The 19,622-nt window shown below is 53.5% G+C and carries 16 protein-coding genes and 7 tRNA genes; 5 read left to right on the forward strand and 18 right to left on the reverse strand.

The genetic code is table 11. The annotated features are described in order from the left end of the window. Window positions 1-41: 41 nt before the first annotated feature. The 3 genes from ybeY to miaB form a co-directional block, all read right to left on the reverse strand. The gene (ybeY, locus tag HBM95_06500) at window positions 42-509 is read right to left on the reverse strand and encodes an rRNA maturation RNase YbeY (protein ID NIH42591.1); all 468 of its coding nucleotides are present in this window, start codon (window positions 507-509) and stop codon (window positions 42-44) included. After that, complete coding sequence (locus HBM95_06505) at window positions 506-1,552, reverse strand: PhoH family protein (GenBank protein ID NIH42592.1); 1,047 nt, start codon at window positions 1,550-1,552, stop codon at window positions 506-508. The genes ybeY and HBM95_06505 overlap by 4 nt, the downstream gene beginning before the upstream one ends. A gap of 163 nt (window positions 1,553-1,715) precedes the next feature. Further along, entirely contained in the window at window positions 1,716-3,140 is a 1,425-nt protein-coding gene (gene miaB / locus HBM95_06510; GenBank protein ID NIH42593.1) for a tRNA (N6-isopentenyl adenosine(37)-C2)-methylthiotransferase MiaB, read from the reverse strand. Window positions 3,141-3,276: 136 nt separating this feature from the next. On the opposite strand from miaB, the gene ubiF reads away from it, so the two are divergent. Further along, the gene (gene ubiF, locus HBM95_06515) at window positions 3,277-4,452 is read left to right on the forward strand and encodes a 2-octaprenyl-3-methyl-6-methoxy-1,4-benzoquinol hydroxylase (protein ID NIH42594.1); all 1,176 of its coding nucleotides are present in this window, start codon (window positions 3,277-3,279) and stop codon (window positions 4,450-4,452) included. 109 nt (window positions 4,453-4,561) lie between these two features. Here the strand turns inward: ubiF and HBM95_06520 are convergent. From HBM95_06520 to nagB, 12 genes are all read right to left on the reverse strand, one after another. Continuing rightward, a tRNA-Gln gene (locus HBM95_06520) sits at window positions 4,562-4,636 on the reverse strand. A 36-nt stretch (window positions 4,637-4,672) separates the two neighbouring features. Beyond that, a tRNA-Gln gene (locus tag HBM95_06525) sits at window positions 4,673-4,747 on the reverse strand. 39 nt (window positions 4,748-4,786) lie between these two features. After that, window positions 4,787-4,863 (reverse strand) — tRNA-Met (locus tag HBM95_06530). 17 nt (window positions 4,864-4,880) lie between these two features. Continuing rightward, window positions 4,881-4,955 (reverse strand) — tRNA-Gln (locus HBM95_06535). A 32-nt stretch (window positions 4,956-4,987) separates the two neighbouring features. Beyond that, window positions 4,988-5,062 (reverse strand) — tRNA-Gln (locus tag HBM95_06540). A 23-nt stretch (window positions 5,063-5,085) separates the two neighbouring features. Further along, window positions 5,086-5,170, reverse strand: a tRNA-Leu gene (locus HBM95_06545). 7 nt (window positions 5,171-5,177) lie between these two features. Beyond that, a tRNA-Met gene (locus HBM95_06550) sits at window positions 5,178-5,254 on the reverse strand. Window positions 5,255-5,479: 225 nt separating this feature from the next. Further along, window positions 5,480-7,144, reverse strand: coding sequence for an asparagine synthase B (gene asnB, locus HBM95_06555; protein ID NIH42595.1), 1,665 nt, complete (start codon window positions 7,142-7,144; stop codon window positions 5,480-5,482). Window positions 7,145-7,393: 249 nt separating this feature from the next. Continuing rightward, entirely contained in the window at window positions 7,394-8,146 is a 753-nt protein-coding gene (nagD, locus tag HBM95_06560; protein NIH42596.1) for a ribonucleotide monophosphatase NagD, read from the reverse strand. 45 nt (window positions 8,147-8,191) lie between these two features. Then, entirely contained in the window at window positions 8,192-9,412 is a 1,221-nt protein-coding gene (locus HBM95_06565) for an ROK family transcriptional regulator (GenBank protein ID NIH42597.1), read from the reverse strand. 8 nt (window positions 9,413-9,420) lie between these two features. Next, window positions 9,421-10,569: an N-acetylglucosamine-6-phosphate deacetylase gene (gene nagA / locus HBM95_06570; GenBank protein NIH42598.1), complete on the reverse strand. Its 1,149-nt coding sequence runs from the start codon at window positions 10,567-10,569 to the stop codon at window positions 9,421-9,423. Between the two features lie 55 nt (window positions 10,570-10,624). Further along, window positions 10,625-11,425, reverse strand: coding sequence for a glucosamine-6-phosphate deaminase (nagB, locus tag HBM95_06575; GenBank protein ID NIH42599.1), 801 nt, complete (start codon window positions 11,423-11,425; stop codon window positions 10,625-10,627). A gap of 328 nt (window positions 11,426-11,753) precedes the next feature. Between nagB and nagE the strand changes: the two genes are divergently transcribed. The 4 genes from nagE (at window position 11,754) to HBM95_06595 (ending at window position 17,769) form a co-directional block, all read left to right on the forward strand. Next, window positions 11,754-13,703, forward strand: coding sequence for a PTS N-acetyl glucosamine transporter subunit IIABC (nagE, locus tag HBM95_06580; GenBank protein NIH42600.1), 1,950 nt, complete (start codon window positions 11,754-11,756; stop codon window positions 13,701-13,703). A 179-nt stretch (window positions 13,704-13,882) separates the two neighbouring features. After that, window positions 13,883-15,550 (forward strand): glutamine--tRNA ligase, encoded by a 1,668-nt coding sequence (glnS, locus tag HBM95_06585; protein NIH42601.1) that lies wholly within the window; start codon window positions 13,883-13,885, stop codon window positions 15,548-15,550. A 447-nt stretch (window positions 15,551-15,997) separates the two neighbouring features. Next, entirely contained in the window at window positions 15,998-17,395 is a 1,398-nt protein-coding gene (gene chiP / locus HBM95_06590; GenBank protein NIH42602.1) for a chitoporin, read from the forward strand. A gap of 47 nt (window positions 17,396-17,442) precedes the next feature. Beyond that, window positions 17,443-17,769, forward strand: a complete 327-nt coding sequence (locus tag HBM95_06595; GenBank protein ID NIH42603.1) for a hypothetical protein — start codon at window positions 17,443-17,445, stop codon at window positions 17,767-17,769. Window positions 17,770-17,861: 92 nt separating this feature from the next. Here HBM95_06595 and fur read toward each other — a convergent pair whose 3' ends face one another. The 3 genes from fur to ybfE form a co-directional block, all read right to left on the reverse strand. Beyond that, a complete protein-coding gene (fur, locus tag HBM95_06600; GenBank protein NIH42604.1) occupies window positions 17,862-18,308 on the reverse strand; it encodes a ferric iron uptake transcriptional regulator in 447 nt (148 codons plus the stop codon). Window positions 18,309-18,598: 290 nt separating this feature from the next. Further along, window positions 18,599-19,180: a flavodoxin FldA gene (gene fldA / locus HBM95_06605; protein NIH42605.1), complete on the reverse strand. Its 582-nt coding sequence runs from the start codon at window positions 19,178-19,180 to the stop codon at window positions 18,599-18,601. A gap of 104 nt (window positions 19,181-19,284) precedes the next feature. After that, window positions 19,285-19,572 (reverse strand): LexA regulated protein, encoded by a 288-nt coding sequence (ybfE, locus tag HBM95_06610; protein ID NIH42606.1) that lies wholly within the window; start codon window positions 19,570-19,572, stop codon window positions 19,285-19,287. Window positions 19,573-19,622: the final 50 nt, after the last annotated feature.

Genomic DNA, 19,622 nt, shown 5'->3' on the forward strand with positions numbered 1-19,622 from the left:
GCGCTATGTCCCTGCGCGGTGGCATGGTAGTCAGTAACTGACTATTCTTTCTCGGCAATGTACGGATCCTCATAGCCCAGAGCAAGCATTATCTCTGTCTCAAGGGACTCCATCTCTTCCGCTTCGTCATCTTCAATATGATCGTAGCCCAACAGGTGCAGGCTGCCGTGTACCACCATATGCGCCCAGTGGGCTTCCAGCGGTTTCTGCTGCTCTTTGGCTTCCTGTTCCACTACCTGACGGCAGATGATCAAATCACCAAGCAGTGGCATCTCGATGCCCGGCGGCGCTTCGAACGGGAAAGAGAGCACGTTGGTCGGCTTATCTTTCCCGCGATAGGTCAGGTTAAGCTCGTGGCTTTCCGCTTCATCCACCAGGCGAATCGTGACTTCTGATTCTTCCTGAAACTGAGGAATAACGGCATCCAGCCATTTCTGAAACTGTGCCTCTTCTGGCATGCCAGAATTGTCTTCACAGGCCAGCTGTAAATCGAGGATCACCTGACTCATTTCTGTTCTTGCTCCTGCGCTTCGCGCTTACGTTCCGCGGCCTGTTCGGCCCTGCGTTTTTGATCCGCCTCTTCCCAGGCTTCATAGGCGTTAACGATGCGCGCGACCACCGGGTGGCGTACCACGTCTTCACTGTGGAAGAAGTTAAAGCTGATTTCGTCTACCTCTGACAGCACCTCAATGGCGTGGCGCAGGCCGGACTTGGTGCTGCGAGGCAGGTCGATCTGGGTGACGTCACCGGTAATGACCGCTTTCGAGTTAAAACCAATACGCGTCAGGAACATCTTCATCTGTTCGATGGTGGTGTTCTGGCTTTCATCAAGAATGATGAACGCATCGTTCAGCGTACGACCGCGCATGTAGGCGAGCGGGGCAACTTCGATAACGTTACGCTCAATCAGCTTCTCGACCTTCTCAAAGCCGAGCATTTCGAACAGCGCGTCATACAGCGGGCGCAGGTACGGGTCGACCTTCTGGCTCAGATCGCCAGGCAGGAAGCCCAGTTTTTCACCCGCTTCGACGGCAGGGCGGGTCAGCAGGATGCGACGGATCTCCTGGCGCTCCAGCGCATCGACCGCAGCGGCAACCGCCAGATAGGTTTTACCCGTACCCGCCGGACCCACGCCGAAGGTGATGTCATGGTCAAGAATATTAGCGATGTACTGCGCCTGGTTTGGCGTGCGCGGCTTGATGACGCCACGCTTGGTCTTAATGTTGATCGCCTTGCCGTAGTCCGGCACGCTTTCCGCGCTTTGCTCAAGCACTCGCGCCTCTTTAATGGCGAGGTGAATTTGTTCCGGTTCGATGTCCTGAATCTCGCCGCGCATTGGGGCGGTATCGACATACAGGCTGCGCAGAATATCCGCAGCCGCGTTGACGCAGATAGGGCGTCCGGTGAGTTTGAAATGGTTATCGCGACGATTGATTTCGATACCCAGACGTCGTTCCAGTTGTTTGATGTTGTCATCAAACGGCCCGCACAGGCTCAGCAGGCGAGCGTTGTCTGCGGGCTCAAGGCTAATTTCACGCGTATCTATGTTCAAACTGTTCCTCTTTGATTGGTTAACTGACCCGCTGCCACACGGCGCAATAAAACGGTCATTACCGAAATTATTCACGCCACAGAATAAAGGCGCAAGCGTTGCGGAAGATATTGGGGGCGATGAGAGGAAATACAAGGCCTGCCAAAGCGGCAGGCCTGAAGGATTAAGGCTGGTAAATCCCAACGCCAGAATCGTTTTCTTTGCGGGTACGCGAGATCACGGATTCCGGTGACTCTGCGATACGCAGGCCCATTTCGTCCTCGGTGCGTACCACCTTCGCGCGCAGCGAGTTGGTCAGCACCTCGACAATCTCGACGTCCACGAATTTACCGATCATATCCGGGGTGCCTTCAAAGTTCACCACGCGGTTGTTTTCGGTACGACCGGACAGCTCCATAATGCTCTTGCGGGAGGTGCCTTCCACCAGAATGCGCTGGACGGTGCCGAGCATACGGCGGCTCCAGGCGTTGGCCTGCTGATTGATGCGCTCCTGCAGAATATACAGACGCTGCTTTTTCTCTTCTTCCGGCACATCGTCAACCATGTCGGCCGCGGGTGTTCCAGGACGCGCTGAGAAGATGAAGCTGTAGCTGACGTCAAAGTTCACTTCACCGATGAGCTTCATGGTGCGCTCGAAGTCATCAGCGGTTTCACCAGGGAAGCCAACGATGAAGTCGGAGCTGATCTGGATATCCGGACGCGCTTCACGCAGCTTGCGGATGGTGGATTTGTACTCCAGCACCGTATGCGGGCGGCCCATCAGGTTCAGAACGCGGTCAGAGCCGCACTGAATCGGCAGGTGCAGGAAGCTCACCAGCTCAGGCGTATCGCGATACACGTCAATGATGTCGTCGGTAAACTCCATCGGATGGCTGGTGGTAAAGCGGATTCGGTCGATACCGTCAATCGCGGCCACCAGGCGCAGCAGTTCGGCAAAGCTGCCAGTGGTGCCGTCGTAGTTTTCCCCACGCCAGGCGTTAACGTTCTGGCCGAGCAGGTTCACTTCACGGACGCCCTGCGCGGCAAGCTGCGCGATTTCAAACAGAATATCATCTGCCGGGCGGCTGACCTCTTCACCACGGGTGTAAGGCACCACGCAGTAGGTACAGTATTTGTTGCAGCCTTCCATGATGGAGACAAAAGCGGTCGGGCCATCGGCGCGCGGCTCTGGCAGGCGGTCGAATTTTTCGATCTCCGGGAAGCTGACGTCAACAACCGGGCTGCGGTTACCGCGAACCTGATTGATCATCTCAGGCAGGCGGTGCAGGGTCTGAGGGCCAAAGACGATATCCACATACGGGGCTCTCTGGCGGATCAGCTTACCTTCCTGCGACGCGACGCAGCCACCCACGCCGATGATCAGGTCCGGATTTTTCCGTTTCAGAAGCTTCCAGCGGCCTAACACATGAAAGACTTTTTCCTGTGCTTTTTCACGAATTGAACAGGTGTTCAGCAGCAGCACATCGGCTTCTTTCGCATTTTCAGTCAGCTGGTATCCGTGGGTGGTATCCAGCAGATCGGCCATCTTGGATGAATCGTATTCGTTCATCTGACAGCCCCAGGTTTTTATATGGAGTTTTTTAGTCATCGACTTGCTCAGCTCAGGATTGCAAGCCGCGTATTGTAATGCTTTGGTGGGGTTGTGACCAGTGTGACGGTTATGTGTCTCATGACCGCAAAAATCCGGTAAACTTAAGGGATTCTCCAAGAAGGAAAAAATGACCATGACACTCCAACACACCGAAGTTGCCGTTGTCGGCGGCGGTATGGTCGGCGGCGCGCTGGCGCTGGGACTGGCGCAGCAGGGATTTGAGGTAACGGTAATTGAGCAGTCGGCACCGCCGGCATTCGATCCCGCCAGCAAACCGGACGTGCGCATTTCCGCCATCAGCGCGGCGTCCGTCGATCTGCTGCGCGGCCTGGGCGTCTGGGAGGCGGTGCTGGCGATGCGTGCGCATCCTTACAGCCGCCTTGAAACCTGGGAGTGGGAAAATGCTCACGTGTCGTTTGACGCCGCTGAGCTGAAGCTGCCGCGCCTGGGCTATATGGTGGAAAACAACGTGCTCCAGCTGGCGCTCTGGCAGGCGCTGGAGGCACATCCGAAGGTGACGCTGCGTATGCCTGCGTCACTTAAGGCACTGCATCCTCACGAGAGTGGCTATCTACTGATCCTCGACAGCGGCGATGAGCTGGCAGTGAAGCTGGTCGTCGGGGCCGATGGCGCTAACTCGCAGGTCAGGGAGATGGCGGGCATCGGCGTTCATGCCTGGCAGTACCAGCAGTCCTGTATGCTGATTACCGTTCAGTGCGAGAATGCGCCGGGTGAAAGCACCTGGCAGCACTTTACTCCGAACGGTCCGCACGCGTTTTTACCGCTGTATGATAACTGGGCGTCGCTGGTCTGGTACGACAAGCCGGCGCGCATTCGCCAGCTGCAGGGGCTGTCGATGGAGCAGCTGCAGCGCGAGATCTTGCTTCACTTCCCGAGCCGTTTGGGCAACGTGACGCCGGTCGCCGCAGGGGCATTTCCGCTCACGCGGCGCCACGCGTTACAGTATGCCCGTGAAGGGCTGGCGCTGGTGGGCGATGCGGCACACACCATTCACCCGCTGGCGGGGCAGGGAGTCAACCTTGGATACCGTGACGTCGACGCCTTGCTGGATGTTTTAAGCAATGCGCGCGGTCATGCGGAGGCATGGGCCAGCCATCAGGTACTCAAGAGCTACCAGACGCGCCGTATGGCGGATAACTTCATCATGCAGTCGGGGATGGATCTGTTCTATGCCGGGTTCAGCAATGACGTAGCTCCGGTGCGCATTCTGCGTAACATCGGATTGATGGCAGCAGAGCGTGCCGGTGGTCTGAAGCGTCAGGCGCTGAAATACGCCTTAGGACTCTAATCATTATTCCCTCTCCCAGTGGGAGAGGGCCAGGGGTGAGGGCATCAGGCCGCACAATTCTGAGCAACAAAAACAAAAAAGCCCGCAGAGCGGGCTTATTTGTTTTAAGTGGCTGGGGTGCAGGGATTCGAACCCCGGAATGCTGGTATCAGAAACCAGAGCCTTACCGCTTGGCGACACCCCAATTGCGTTAAACATACGGCTTAACGACTTTTTAAATTGGCTGGGGTACGAGGATTCGAACCTCGGAATGCCGGAATCAGAATCCGGTGCCTTACCGCTTGGCGATACCCCAACAATTTTTTATTACCGAAACAAATCGATAATCTTAATTTGGTGGCTACGACGGGATTCGAACCTGTGACCCCATCATTATGAGTGATGTGCTCTAACCAACTGAGCTACGTAGCCAGTACTGCAGTCTTCGATGGCTGGGGTACCTGGATTCGAACCAGGGAATGCCGGTATCAAAAACCGGTGCCTTACCGCTTGGCGATACCCCAATACCGCGGAGAACCGCAAAATCGAAGAAATATGGCTGGGGTACCTGGATTCGAACCAGGGAATGCCGGTATCAAAAACCGGTGCCTTACCGCTTGGCGATACCCCATCCGTGCAACGCTTACCCGGGAATGGTGCGGGAGGCGAGACTTGAACTCGCACACCTTGCGGCGCCAGAACCTAAATCTGGTGCGTCTACCAATTTCGCCACTCCCGCAAAAAGATGGTGGCTACGACGGGATTCGAACCTGTGACCCCATCATTATGAGTGATGTGCTCTAACCAACTGAGCTACGTAGCCATCTTTTTCCGCGTTACCTTATCGGCGTTGCGGGGCGCATTATGCGTATAGACCCTTGCAGCGTCAACACCTTTTTCAACGAAAATAGCCGGAATGTGACTGTTTGGTTAGGTTGCGAACAGCGTGGCCGAATATTCGGCAATTATTGGTTATTAATCGGTTTTCGGTGGTGAAATGTGAGGCAAAAAAAACAGGCCCCTGAGGGCCTGTTTGAAATCGTTGTGATTATTTATAGGCGGACTGGTGAACGCCAACCGCGCGTCCTGATGGATCGTTCATCGCCTTGAAAGATTCATCCCATTCAATGGCTTTTGCGGATGAACAGGCCACGGACGGACCGCCAGGAACACATTCGGCAGCGCTCGGAACCGGGAACAGCTCTTCAAAGATCTCACGGTACAGGTACGCCTCTTTCGAGCCCGGCGTGTTGTACGGGAAGCGGAAGCTTGCGGTTTCCAGCTGTTGGTCAGAAACCTGTTTCGCCGCCACCTCTTTCAGGGTGTCGATCCAGCTGTAGCCAACGCCATCAGAGAACTGCTCTTTCTGACGCCAGGCCACGCTCGCCGGCAGGTAGGATTCAAAGCATTCACGCAGAATATGTTTTTCCATCTTGCCGTTGCCGCACATCTTGTCCTCTGGGTTGATGCGCATCGCCACGTCGAGGAATTTTTTATCCAGGAACGGCACGCGCGCTTCCACACCCCAGGCCGACATCGCTTTGTTGGCTCGCGCACAGTCGAACATGTGCAGCGCCTGCAGCTTACGCACGGTCTCTTCATGCAGCTCTTTGGCGTTTGGCGCTTTGTGGAAGTACAGATAGCCGCCAAACACTTCATCAGAACCTTCACCGGAGAGCACCATCTTGATGCCCATCGCTTTGATCTTACGCGACATCAGGTACATCGGCGTGGAGGCGCGAATAGTGGTCACGTCATAGGTCTCAATGTGATAGATCACATCGCGGATTGCATCCAGACCTTCCTGCACGGTGAAGTGAATTTCATGGTGCACGGTGCCGAGATGGTTTGCCACTTCCTGCGCGGCTTTCAGGTCGGGTGCCCCTTCCAGACCCACCGCGAAGGAGTGCAGCTGCGGCCACCAGGCTTCGGAGCGCTCCTGATCTTCCACGCGACGAGCAGCGAATTTCTTGGTAATCGCGGAGATCACGGAGGAGTCCAGACCGCCGGAAAGCAGTACGCCGTAAGGCACGTCTGACATCAGGTGGCTTTTCACGGAATCTTCCAGCGCCTGACGCAGCTCGGCTTTATCCGTCACGTTGTCTTTAACCGCGTCATAATCGAACCAGTCGCGCTGATAGTACGGACGGATTTCACCGTCTTTACTCCAAAGATAGCTGCCAGCCGGGAACTCTTTAATAGTGCGGCAAACCGGAACCAGGGCTTTCATTTCGGACGCGACATAGAAGTTGCCGTGTTCATCGTGGCCCATGTACAGCGGGATAATACCGATGTGGTCGCGGCCAATCAGCCAGGCGTCTTTTTCGCTGTCGTACAGGGCGAAGGCAAACATGCCCTGCAGATCGTCGAGAAACTCGGGACCTTTCTCCTGATACAGCGCCAGGATCACTTCACAGTCAGACCCTGTCTGGAACGCGTAGCGGTCGCCGTACTCGGCGCGCAGCGCCTGATGGTTATAGATTTCACCGTTGACAGCCAGCGCGTGCGTTTTTTTCTCGTTATACAGCGGCTGTGCACCGGCGTTGACGTCAACAATAGACAGACGTTCGTGAGCCAGAATCGCTTTATCGCTGGCGTATACGCCTGACCAGTCCGGTCCGCGATGGCGCATCAGGCGGGACAGTTCGAGTGCCTTTTTACGCAGTTCGCCCGCGTCAGTTTTAATATCCAGTACGCCAAAAATTGAACACATAACCTTCTCCGTTAACCCTGTTGCATTGTGATGTTGCTTGCTTATGAAAATGCCGCAAAGGGGGGAGGGGCGCAAGGGTTTTACGGGTTAAAACGGAAATAGTGCAATAGTGATTGTGGAATAGTGAAAAAAGAGTACGTCACTCATCCTTTTATTGATGATTATGCAATAAAAAACGCTTTTTGTTAGATGGGGTTTTGTTGGTATGGGCTGAAAATGAAAAACCACGCCCTGAGGCGTGGTTCAGTATCAGATAATGTCGATTTCGTCGACGGAGGGGTAAATCCAGCTTGGCCTGAACGGCATTGAGTCAATGTCATCAATCTGCGAGACGCCGGAAAGCACTAAGATAGTTTCCAGACCCGCCTGGAAACCGGCCAGGATATCGGTGCGCAGGTTGTCGCCGACGATGACCGTTTCTTCAGAGTGGGCCTGCATTTTGTTCAGCGCGGCACGAATGATCCACGGGCTCGGTTTTCCGACCACAAACGGCTGACGACCGGAGATTTTTTCGATACCGGCACACAGCGCGCCGCAGGCAGGATAAAAACCACGCCCGTGCGTGTCCGGGTTGGTGGCGATAAAGCGCGCGCCGCTGGCGACAAAGTAGGCAGCCTTATGCATCATCTCCCAGTTAAAGGAGCGTGTTTCGCCGACAATCACAAAGTCCGGGTTCACATCGGTAATGGTAAAGCCTGCTTTATACAGTTCGTGGATCAGCGCGCCTTCACCCACTACGTAAGCTTTTTTCCCTTCCTGACGCTTCAGAAAATCCGCCGTGGCCATTGCCGAGGTATAAAACACGCTGTCCGGCACGTCGACGCCTGCGGTGGCAAAACGGTTCGCCAGATCCTGACCGGTTTGGGAAGGGTAGTTCGTGAGCAGAACCAGTGGCATTCCTTTGTCGATGATGCGGTGCAGAAACTCCGCAGCACCCGGCACGGCAACGTTGTCGTGCATCAGCACGCCGTCGATATCACAAATTACATTCTTAATGGTCATGGACATTCCGACATCAAAAAAAGAAGGCGTTACTATAAGGTCCGATCAGGATTCCAGCAAATGCTGGAGTAGGATCCCGTTGAGCATGGCGCGCTTGACCAGCGCAAATGCGCCAATCGCCGAGCGATGGTCAAGCTTCGAACGAACCACCGGAAGATTCTGGCGGAATGCTTTCAGCGCCTGGGTGTTAATACAGCCTTCGATGGCGGGCAGCAGCACCTTTTCCGCTTCAACAATCTCTCCGGCGATCACCACTTTTTGTGGGTTAAACAGGTTAATGGCGATAGCGATGGTTTTCCCCAGATGGCGACCTACCTGCTCGATCACCTCACAGGCCAGGGCGTCGCCTTTATTGGCGGCTTTGCAGATGGTGCCTATCTTGCAATCGTCCAGTGAGACGCGGCTTTGATAACCCTGCTCAAGCAGGTGGCGAACGCGCTGCTCGATGGCCGTGTTGGCGGCGATGGTTTCAAGGCAGCCGAAGTTGCCGCAGTGGCAGCGTTCGCCGAGCGGCTCAACCTGAATGTGGCCGATCTCGCCAACGTTACCATTGCGACCAATAAATATACGGCCATTGGAGATAATGCCAGCGCCCGTACCGCGGTGTACGCGCACCAGAATAGAGTCTTCGCAGTCCTGACTCGCACCAAAGTAGTGCTCAGCCAGCGCTAAAGATCGAATATCGTGGCCGACAAAGCAGGTCACCTTAAAGCGTTTCTCCAGCGCGTCGACCAGCGCCCAGTTCTCAACCTGAATATGCGGCATGTAACGGATCACACCGCTTTCCGGGTCGACGAGGCCCGGCAAAATGACGGAGATGGCGATGAGTTCGCGGATCTTGCGCTGACAGCTTTCAATAAAGTGCGCGATGGTATTCAGCAGCGCGTGTTCCAGCGTCTCCTGGGTGCGTTCGGGCAGCGGGTAGTGCTCTTCGGCAATGGCTTTGCTGCTCAGATCGTAGAGCGTGAGCGTGGTGTCATGACGACCAAGCCGGACGCCAATGGCCTGAAAGTTGCGGGTTTCGGTAATAATGGAGATGGCGCGGCGGCCCCCGGTGGAGGCCTGCTGATCGACTTCTTTGATCAAACCGCGCTCAATGAGCTGGCGGGTGATTTTTGTCACGCTGGCGGGAGCAAGCTGGCTTTGTTCGGCTATCTGGATCCGCGAGATTGGACCATGTTGGTCAATCAGGCGATAAACCGCCGCACTGTTAAGTTGTTTAACGAGATCGACATTACCGATTTGAGCTTGTCCGCCTGGTGTCATACTTTTACTTACTCAGTGACGACCTCGTTACCATTAACGATGGTCTTAATAATTTTATAATCGTGTGTGAATGCCGTCAGGTTTGCAACCATACCTGGTGCAATTCCGCCAAGCTGTTTATCCACGCCGATGGCGCGAGCCGGATAAAGGGTGGCCATACGCAGGACTTCATCAAGCGCAATCCCGCAATGCTCAACCAGATTACGCACCCCTTCAATCATGGTCAAAGAGGATCCACTCAGCGTACCGTTTTCATCCACACACAGTCCGTTGCGGTAGTATATTGTTTTACCGGCAAAAATGAACTGCTCAATATTTGCACCTGCTGGCGCAGTGGCATCGGTGACCAGGCAGAGCTTGTCACCTTTCAGCCGCTTGGCATTGCGAATGTTGGTGTAATCAACGTGCATACCATCAGCGATAATGCCGCAGTAGACGTCTGGTTCGTCGAGAATCGCTCCGACCAGACCCGGTTCACGGCCGGTAATATACGGCATGGCGTTGTAAAGGTGCGTGGCAAAGGTAATACCCGCACGGAAGCCCGCTTTGGCTTCTTTCAGCGTGGCGTTTGAGTGGCCTGCGGAAACCACAATCCCGGCGGCAGCCAGTTTGCTGATGACCTCAGTGCCGGTCATTTCAGGCGCCAGCGTCACTTTAGCGATTACATCAGCGTTGGCACACATGTAGTCGACCAGTTCAGCATCAGGCTTGCGCACGTAATCCGGATTATGCGTGCCTTTCTTCACTATATTCAGCCATGGTCCTTCCAGGTGCAGACCCAGCGCCTGATTCGGGTGTTTCGCCAGGTATTCGCGCATCACGCGGATACCCTGTTTCATCAGGTCATCACTGCTGGTGATGAGCGTCGGCAGATAGCTGGTGCAGCCTGATTTCTCGTTAGCTTTCTGCATGATTTCCAGCGTTTCAACCGTCACCGCCTCGGCGGTGTCGTTGAATTGCACGCCGCCGCAGCCGTTCAGCTGTACGTCGATGAAACCGGGGGAGATTACTGCTCCATTGAGTGAGCGCTGTTCAATCTCCGGCGGCAGCTCTGCCAGCGGACAAACACGTTCAATCAGGCCATTGGCGATAACAATCGCATGGTCATCCAGAATTTCATGGCCGGTATAAATCCGACCGTGGGTTAAAGCGTACATAACGACCCCCGGTTAAAAAAAGCGGCCGCCTCTTGTGGAAGAGGCGGTTATTCAATTACAGACCTTTGATGTTCTCTGCTTCTAACTCGTTGAAGTATTTCAGCGTTTTCACTTTCAGCTCCATCGTTGACGGTTCGTCGCAGACGATGACTGATTTAGGATGCAGCTGCAGGCAGCTGATGGTCCACATGTGGTTAACGTTGCCTTCAACGGCAGCCTGGAGCGCCTGCGCTTTCACGCCGCCCAGCACCAGAATCATCACCTCTTCAGCATCCAGCAGGGTGCCTACGCCAACGGTCAGGGCGTATTTTGGAACCTGGTTCACGTCACCGTCAAAGAAGCGGGAGTTTGCCACGCGGGTGTCATGGGTCAGCGTTTTAATGCGGGTACGGGAAGCCAGAGAAGAGGCTGGTTCGTTGAACGCGATATGCCCATCGTTGCCCACGCCACCCATAAACAGGTGGATTTTACCGTAAGAACGGATTTTTTCTTCGTACTGACGGCATTCTGCGTCAATATCAGGCGCATTTCCATTCAGCAGGTTAATATTTTCAGCTGGGATATCAACGTGATCAAAGAAATTGCGGTGCATGAAGCTATGGTAGCTTTCAGGATGTTCTTTTGGCAGGCCAACATATTCGTCCATGTTGAAGGTCACAACATGTTTAAAGCTAACCTGGCCCGCTTTGTGCATTTCAACCAGCGCTTTGTACGCGGTCAGTGGAGTACCACCGGTTGGAAGGCCAAGAACGAACGGACGATCGGCAGTAGGCTTGAAGGCATTAATACGGTTAACGATATGGCGAGCGGCCCATTTACCGACTTGTTCAGCAGTTGCCAGGGGAATCAGTCTCATTGTTCACCTCAAGAGTTAAAGTAGAAGAGTGGGCGGATGGTAATCGGAACCTGATGCTTAAGCGTAACCTGGAACCTTTCAGGCCGGATCAATCCGTCTTGATTTTTTGAATGATAAAATAAGTTTTGGCTGTTAGCCAGTGAAAGGGAGGGGGGATTACGATATTTGGTGACAAAAATCACAAAAAACGGGTGTTTAATTTGCGATACGAATTAATTTTTCACACACTCACAATGCCAGTGAATCATCAACTGTATTAATCGTTGTCGACACAATAAAAACATAGTTACTGCACGAGCCCGATAACGGGCCTCGTAGGGGGAATAGGATGAATATTTTAGGTTTTTTCCAGCGCCTCGGTAGGGCTTTGCAGCTCCCTATCGCCGTGCTACCGGTTGCAGCATTACTGTTGCGATTCGGGCAACCCGATCTTCTTAATGTGCCGTTCATTGCTCAGGCAGGCGGCGCTATTTTTGATAACCTGGCGCTGATATTCGCCATCGGCGTCGCGTCCAGTTGGTCAAAAGACAGTGCAGGGGCTGCGGCTCTGGCAGGCGCAGTCGGTTATTTCATCCTGACGAAAGCGATGGTAACCATTAACCCTGAAATCAATATGGGCGTGCTGGCGGGTATCATTACCGGTCTGGTTGGCGGCGCCGTGTATAACCGCTGGGCAAATATTAAGCTTCCTGATTTCCTGAGTTTCTTCGGTGGAAAACGTTTCGTTCCGATCGCGACGGGCTTCTTCTGTCTGGTTCTGGCAGCGATCTTTGGCTACGTTTGGCCGCCGGTGCAGCATGCCATTCATGCGGGCGGCGAGTGGATCGTTTCTGCGGGTGCGATGGGCGCAGGTATCTTCGGTTTCATTAACCGTCTGCTGATCCCTACAGGCCTGCATCAGGTGCTGAATACCATCGCATGGTTCCAGATTGGTGAGTTTACCAATGCGGCGGGCACAGTTTTCCACGGCGACATCAACCGCTTCTACGCGGGTGACGGCACCGCGGGCATGTTTATGTCCGGTTTCTTCCCAATTATGATGTTTGGTCTGCCTGGTGCTGCGCTTGCTATGTACCTGGCCGCGCCAAAAGCGCGTCGTCCGATGGTTGGCGGCATGCTGCTGTCTGTTGCGATTACCGCTTTCCTGACCGGTGTTACCGAGCCACTGGAATTCCTGTTCATGTTCCTGGCTCCGCTGCTGTACCTCATGCACGCAATCCTGACCGGTATCAGCCTGTTCGTTGCCACCCTTCTGGGTATCCATGCGGGCTTCTCCTTCTCCGCAGGCGCCATTGACTACGTGTTGATGTACAACCTGCCGGCGGCAAGCAGCAACGTCTGGATGCTGGTGGTGATGGGCCTGATCTTCTTCGTTATCTACTTCGTTCTGTTCAGCGCGGTGATTCGTATGTTTAACCTGAAAACGCCGGGCCGCGAAGATACGAAAGAAAATGTTGTTACCAGTGAAGCAAACAGCAATACCGAAGAAGGTTTAACCCAGCTGGCGACCAGCTACATTGCCGCAGTCGGCGGTACCGACAACCTGAAAGCGATTGACGCTTGTATTACTCGTCTGCGTCTGACCGTGGGTGATTCCGCGCGCGTGAGCGATGCGATGTGTAAACGCCTGGGCGCGTCTGGTGTGGTGAAACTGAATAAGCAAACCATCCAGGTTATCGTGGGTGCGAAAGCTGAATCTATCGGCGATGAAATGAAAAAAGTGGTTGCCCGTGGGCCGGTTGCTGCCGCCTCAACGGATAGCGCTCCAGTATCTGAAGCGCCGGTTGCAAAACCGCAGGCCGTGCCAAATGCGGTGACTATCGCTGCGCTGGTGTCCCCGGTCACCGGTGACGTGGTTGCGCTTGAGCAGGTGCCTGACGAAGCGTTCGCCAGCAAAGCGGTTGGTGACGGCGTGGCGGTGAAACCAACGGACAAAACCGTTGTGTCTCCGGCGGCCGGTACCATCGTGAAAATCTTCAACACCAACCACGCATTCTGCCTCGAAACCGAAAAAGGCGCGGAGATCGTTGTCCATATGGGTATCGATACCGTTGCGCTGAACGGTCAGGGCTTTACTCGCCTGGTAGAAGAGGGCGCTGAAGTGGTGGCGGGTCAGCCGATTCTGGAAATGGATCTGGACTTCCTGAACGCCAACGCGCGCTCCATGATTAGCCCGGTCGTTTGCAGCAACATTGATGACTTCAGCGGCCTGGTCATTCAGGCGAAAGGTCAGGTTGTTGCAGGCCAAACACCGCTGTATGAGATTAAAGGCAAGTAATCGCTCCTGAGTAGAGTCATGCCTTAAGCGGCGGGGGATATCCTCCGCCGCTTTTTTTTGCAGCAAATGCCCCCATTATTTTCATCTGATACGTATTTTCCGTAACTAAGGGTTGTCACTACGTCCGGCTTATAAGATCATACGCCGTTATACGTTGTTTACGCTTTGAGGAATCCACGATGAGTGAGGCAGAAGCCCGCCCGAGTAACTTTATTCGTCAGATCATCGATGAAGATCTGGCCAGTGGTAAGCACACCACGGTACATACGCGTTTCCCGCCGGAGCCGAACGGCTACCTGCACATTGGTCACGCGAAATCGATCTGCCTGAACTTTGGTATTGCGCAAGATTACCAGGGGCAGTGCAACCTGCGTTTCGATGACACCAACCCAGTAAAAGAAGACATCGAATACGTTGAGTCCATTAAAAACGACGTGCAATGGCTGGGCTTCAACTGGTCTGGCGATATCTGCTACTCCTCTGACTATTTTGATCAGCTGTATGCCTACGCGGTGGAGCTGATCAATAAAGGTCTGGCATACGTCGACGAACTGTCTGCTGACGAAATCCGCGAGTATCGCGGTACGCTGACTGCGCCAGGTAAAAACAGCCCGTTCCGCGATCGCAGCGTGGAAGAGAACCTGGCGCTGTTTGAAAAAATGCGTGCCGGTGGCTTCGAAGAAGGCAAAGCGTGCCTGCGCGCCAAAATCGACATGGCGTCTCCGTTCATCGTGATGCGCGACCCGGTGCTGTACCGCATTAAATTTGCGGAACACCACCAGACCGGCAACAAGTGGTGCATCTACCCGATGTACGACTTCACCCACTGCATTAGCGATGCGCTGGAAGGCATTACGCACTCCCTGTGTACGCTGGAGTTCCAGGACAACCGTCGTCTGTACGACTGGGTGCTGGATAACATCACCATTCCTGTGCATCCGCGTCAGTACGAGTTCTCTCGTCTGAATCTGGAATACACCGTGATGTCCAAGCGTAAGCTGAACCTGCTGGTAACAGACAAGCACGTTGAGGGTTGGGACGATCCGCGTATGCCAACCATCTCTGGTCTGCGCCGTCGTGGTTACACTGCCGCCTCTATTCGTGAGTTCTGCAAACGTATTGGCGTGACCAAGCAGGACAACACCATCGAAATGGCGTCTCTGGAATCCTGCATTCGTGAAGATCTCAACGAAAACGCCCCGCGCGCGATGGCCGTTATCGATCCGGTGAAACTGGTTATCGAAAACTACCCGCAGGGTGGAAGCGAGCTGGTCTCCATGCCTAACCATCCGAACAAACCGGAAATGGGAAGCCGCGACGTGCCGTTCAGCGGTAAAATCTGGATCGATCGTGCTGACTTCCGTGAAGAAGCCAATAAGCAGTACAAACGTCTGGTGCTGGGTAAAGAAGTGCGCCTGCGTAACGCCTACGTCATCAAAGCCGAGCGCGTAGAGAAAGATGCAGAAGGCAACATCACCACCATCTTCTGTTCGTACGATGCAGAGACGCTGAGCAAAGATCCGGCAGATGGCCGCAAGGTGAAAGGCGTGATCCACTGGGTGAGCGCTTCCCACGCGCTGCCGGTAGAAATTCGTCTGTACGATCGTCTGTTTAGCGTGCCTAACCCGGGTGCAGCTGAAGACTTCCTGGCGACTATCAACCCGGAATCTTTGGTGATCAAACAGGGTTACGCGGAGCCGTCGCTGAAAGCGGCTGAAGCGGGCAAAGCGTTCCAGTTTGAACGTGAAGGTTACTTCTGCCTGGACAGCCGTTACAGCACGGCAGAAAAGCCGGTATTTAACCGTACCGTAGGTCTGCGTGATACCTGGACGAAGATCGGCGAATAATAACGCTGCACTGGTCAATGAGAAACAAACGCCGCTTATAGCGGCGTTTTTTTATTTAATGATCATATCGTTAAAGTAGACCCGTAATTAGGCCAACTAAAATTTTTGGTCAACGTGGTGCTACTTATTTTTCTAAAAAAAGTTTGTCTTTCTGATAAAAAAGTGAATAAAGACAAATACGTGTTTTTTTACGATCTAATACGTTGAAATTACCTGCTTTAGCCCCGCCACACCTCGCATCCGGCTAAATGTTACAAAGCACTACCAATTATGTGCACTTCGTCATAATCCTGACTTTTGCCCACTGAAAAGCATTGATAATTCGCGTCGCGAAAAATAACCTAAAGACGGTAGTTAATTCGAGGGTATTTATAACTACCCCTGACCATTTGGTCTTTTATATTTTCGCCGTTTAAGGCGTTTTAATTCGTCAAAGAGGAATAATCTATGCGTACGTTCAGTGGCAAACGTAGTGCGCTGGCGCTGGCTATTGCCGGTGTGACAGCAATGTCGGGCCTGGTGGTGGCACCAGAGGCGAAAGCAGCAGGTTTCATCGAAGATTCTACCCTCACTGGCGGTATTTATTACTGGCAGCGTGAACGTGACCGTAAAGATGTCACAGAAGATAAATACAAAACCAACCTCTCTCACTCCACCTGGAACGCCAACCTGGACTTCCAGTCAGGCTATGCCGCTGATATGTTCGGTCTGGATATTGCCGCATTTACCGCAATCGAAATGGCGGAAAACGGCGACAGCGGCCACCCGAACGAAATTGCCTTCTCCTCCAGCAATAAAGCCTATGACGAAGACTGGTCCGGAGATAAAAGCGGTATCAGCCTTTATAAGGCTGCAGCGAAATTTAAATACGGCCCGGTCTGGGCGCGCGGGGGCTATATTCAGCCAACCGGCCAGACGCTGTTAGCGCCGCACTGGAGCTTTATGCCTGGTACCTATCAGGGTGCAGAAGCCGGGGCTAACTTTGACTACGGTGACGCAGGTGCGTTGAGCTTCTCCTATATGTGGACCAACGAGTACAAAGCACCGTGGCACATCGAAATGGATAAGTTCTACCAGAACGATAAGAAAACCAAAGTCGATTACCTCCACTCGCTGGGCGCGAAGTACGACTTTAAAAACGATCTGGTTCTGGAAGCCGCATTTGGTCAGGCGGAAGGCTATATCGATCAGTATTTTGCTAAAGCCAGCTACAAATTTGATATCGCCGGTAGCCCGCTGAGCACCAGCTACCAGTTCTACGGTACGCGCGATAAGGTCAGCGATGGCAGCGTAAATGACATTTATAACGGCACCGCGTGGCTTCAGGCGCTGACCTTCGGCTACAAAGTCGGTCAGGTTGATTTGCGTCTGGAAGGGACATGGGTGAAGGCGGAAGGGCAGCAGGGCTACTTCCTGCAGCGTATGACCCCGACCTATGCATCATCCAACGGTCGTCTGGATATCTGGTGGGATAACCGCTCCGACTTCAACGCCGACGGCGAGAAAGCGGTCTTCTTCGGCGCCATGTATGACCTGAAAAACTGGAACCTGCCTGGCTGGGCGGTGGGTGCTTCTTACGCATACGCCTGGGACGCAAAACCAGCAGACATGGCGACGCCGGATGCCTACTACGATCCAAACTATCGTCTGAAAGAGTCCTCCTACAGCCTGGATGCTATCTATACCCTGCAGGATGGCCGCGCGAAAGGCACGATGTTCAAGCTGCACTTCACCCAGTATGACAACCACTCCGATATTCCAAGCTATGCGGGCGGTTACGGCAACATCTTCCAGGATGAACGTGACGTCAAATTCATGGTTATCGCCCCATTCACCATCTTCTGATGAGCACACCGGCGGGCTGAATCCCGCCGGTCTGGAGACTGCACATGATGAAAAAAATCGTAATCGTCGCGTTGCTGGCATCAGGGCTGGTGGCGTGTGCTCAGACTCAGGCGCCGAAAGAGGATTCCCGTCTGAAGGAGGCGTATAGCGCCTGTATTAATACTGCGGAAGGATCGCCGGAGAAAATCGAAGCCTGTCAGAGCGTGCTGAATGTGTTGAAGAAAGAGAAAGCGCATGAGCAGTTCGCGACGCAGGAGAACGTTCGGGTGATGGATTATCAGGCCTGTATTCAGGCGCGTAAAACCGGTAACGATCAGGAAGTGGCGAAGCGTTGCGATAAGATCTGGAACGAGATACGCAATAACAATAAATAAGTTGCTTTACGCCCGGTGGCACTTTGCTTACCGGGCTTTTTTGACGCAAAAAAAAGCCAACCTTGCGGCTGGCTCAGAGTATGAACGCTAACTTATTTTGTGTCGTGAGCGTGTTCATTCTCGCGGCAATCCCCTTCAGCGCAGTGACCGTAAAGGTACAGGCTGTGGTTGGTCAGGCGAATGCCGTGACGAGCTGCGATTTCACGCTGACGCGCTTCGATGGAATCATCGCTAAATTCAATGACCTTGCCGCAATCGAGGCAGATCAGGTGATCGTGGTGATGCTGCTGGGTCAGTTCGAATACAGATTTACCGCCTTCGAAATTATGACGGGTAACAATGCCCGCGTCATCAAACTGGTTCAGCACGCGATAAACGGTGGCCAGCCCAATCTCTTCACCCATGTCGATAAGACGTTTATAAAGGTCTTCCGCACTGACATGGTGATTGTCTGGACCCTGAAGCACTTCGAGGATTTTTAATCGAGGAAGCGTTACTTTCAGGCCAGCCTTCTTTAATGCGGTATTGTTGTCAGTCATGCGGAATCTGTCCTGTTGCTAAACGATTCACTTCTGAAGGAAGTGACAGAAAATGCACCTGGGTTAATGCGTCTCATTATAGAACTGCCATGCCTAAATGAAAACTGCAAGTCTCAGGCAAAGTATGCTTATAAAAACGTGGTATCACCAACAAACTTGCTCAATGGAAACCACATTTTGCCAGGGAGACATTGTACAGGTCTGGGCGAAAAAGTTAAAAGTTTGTAGCAATTAATTTAATCGGTTTTACCTGGAAAACGGGCGCAACCTGCGTTGCGCCGTAGAAAAAATCAGGCGTTGAGAATATCGTCCAAGTGGAGTTCTTCACGGATCTGCTTAACCCACTTCTCTACACGCTCTGCCGTAAGCTCAGGCTGACGGTCTTCGTCAATGGCCAGACCGACAAAATGATCGTCATCGGCCAGGCCTTTAGAGGCTTCGAAGTGGTAACCGGCAGTCGGCCAGTGACCAACAATAACCGCGCCATTCGGCTCAATGATGTCGCGAATCGTCCCCAGCGCGTCACAGAAGTACTCGGCATAGTCTTCCTGATCGCCACAGCCAAACAGTGCGACCAGCTTCCCGTTGAAGTCCACCTCTTCCAGCGTCGGGAAGAAATCGTCCCAGTCGCACTGGGCTTCACCGTAGTACCAGGTTGGAATACCCAGCAGCAGAATGTCATAGCCCTCGAGATCTTCTTTGCTGCTCTTGGCGATGTCATGCACATCAGCAACGTCTTTACCGAGCTGTTTCTGAATGTTTTTTGCGATATTTTCGGTATTGCCGGTATCACTGCCGAAGAAAATGCCGATGATTGCCATGAGTAAAATAACCTCTTGAAACTTAATGGTATGGTGGCGCAATTCGGCCACGGATAAGGGCAATAATAGCAGAACTGGCAACCCTGCGGAAACCGCTATCGCGCAGGACTGCACTCTGTGCTACATGAAAAGGGCGATAAAGGGGTTTTTCAGACTTATGCCTGGCTGCGAAGCGTCTCAAGCTGAGCGATGAGCATCTCTTCAATAAGCTCGCTGCGGCTGATATTACGCGCCTCGGCCAGCTCGTTAAGCGCATCGACAGCGTCAGCGTTGAGCTTCAGTTCGACACGCTTAAGCCCACGATTTTTATCGCGTTTAAGCTGATTGCGTTTATTGATACGCAGCTGTTCATCGCGCGAAAGCGGATTCGTTTTCGGTCGTCCCGGTCGACGCTCATTCGCGAACAGATCTAGTGTCGTACGGTCCGTTTGTTCTTTGGCCATGATTCTGAGACTTCGGGGGGAAACACGCCGCCCTGCTAAAGCCCGGGCGA

The organism is Enterobacter asburiae (assembly GCA_011754535.1).
Classification (GTDB): domain Bacteria; phylum Pseudomonadota; class Gammaproteobacteria; order Enterobacterales; family Enterobacteriaceae; genus Enterobacter; species Enterobacter cloacae_N.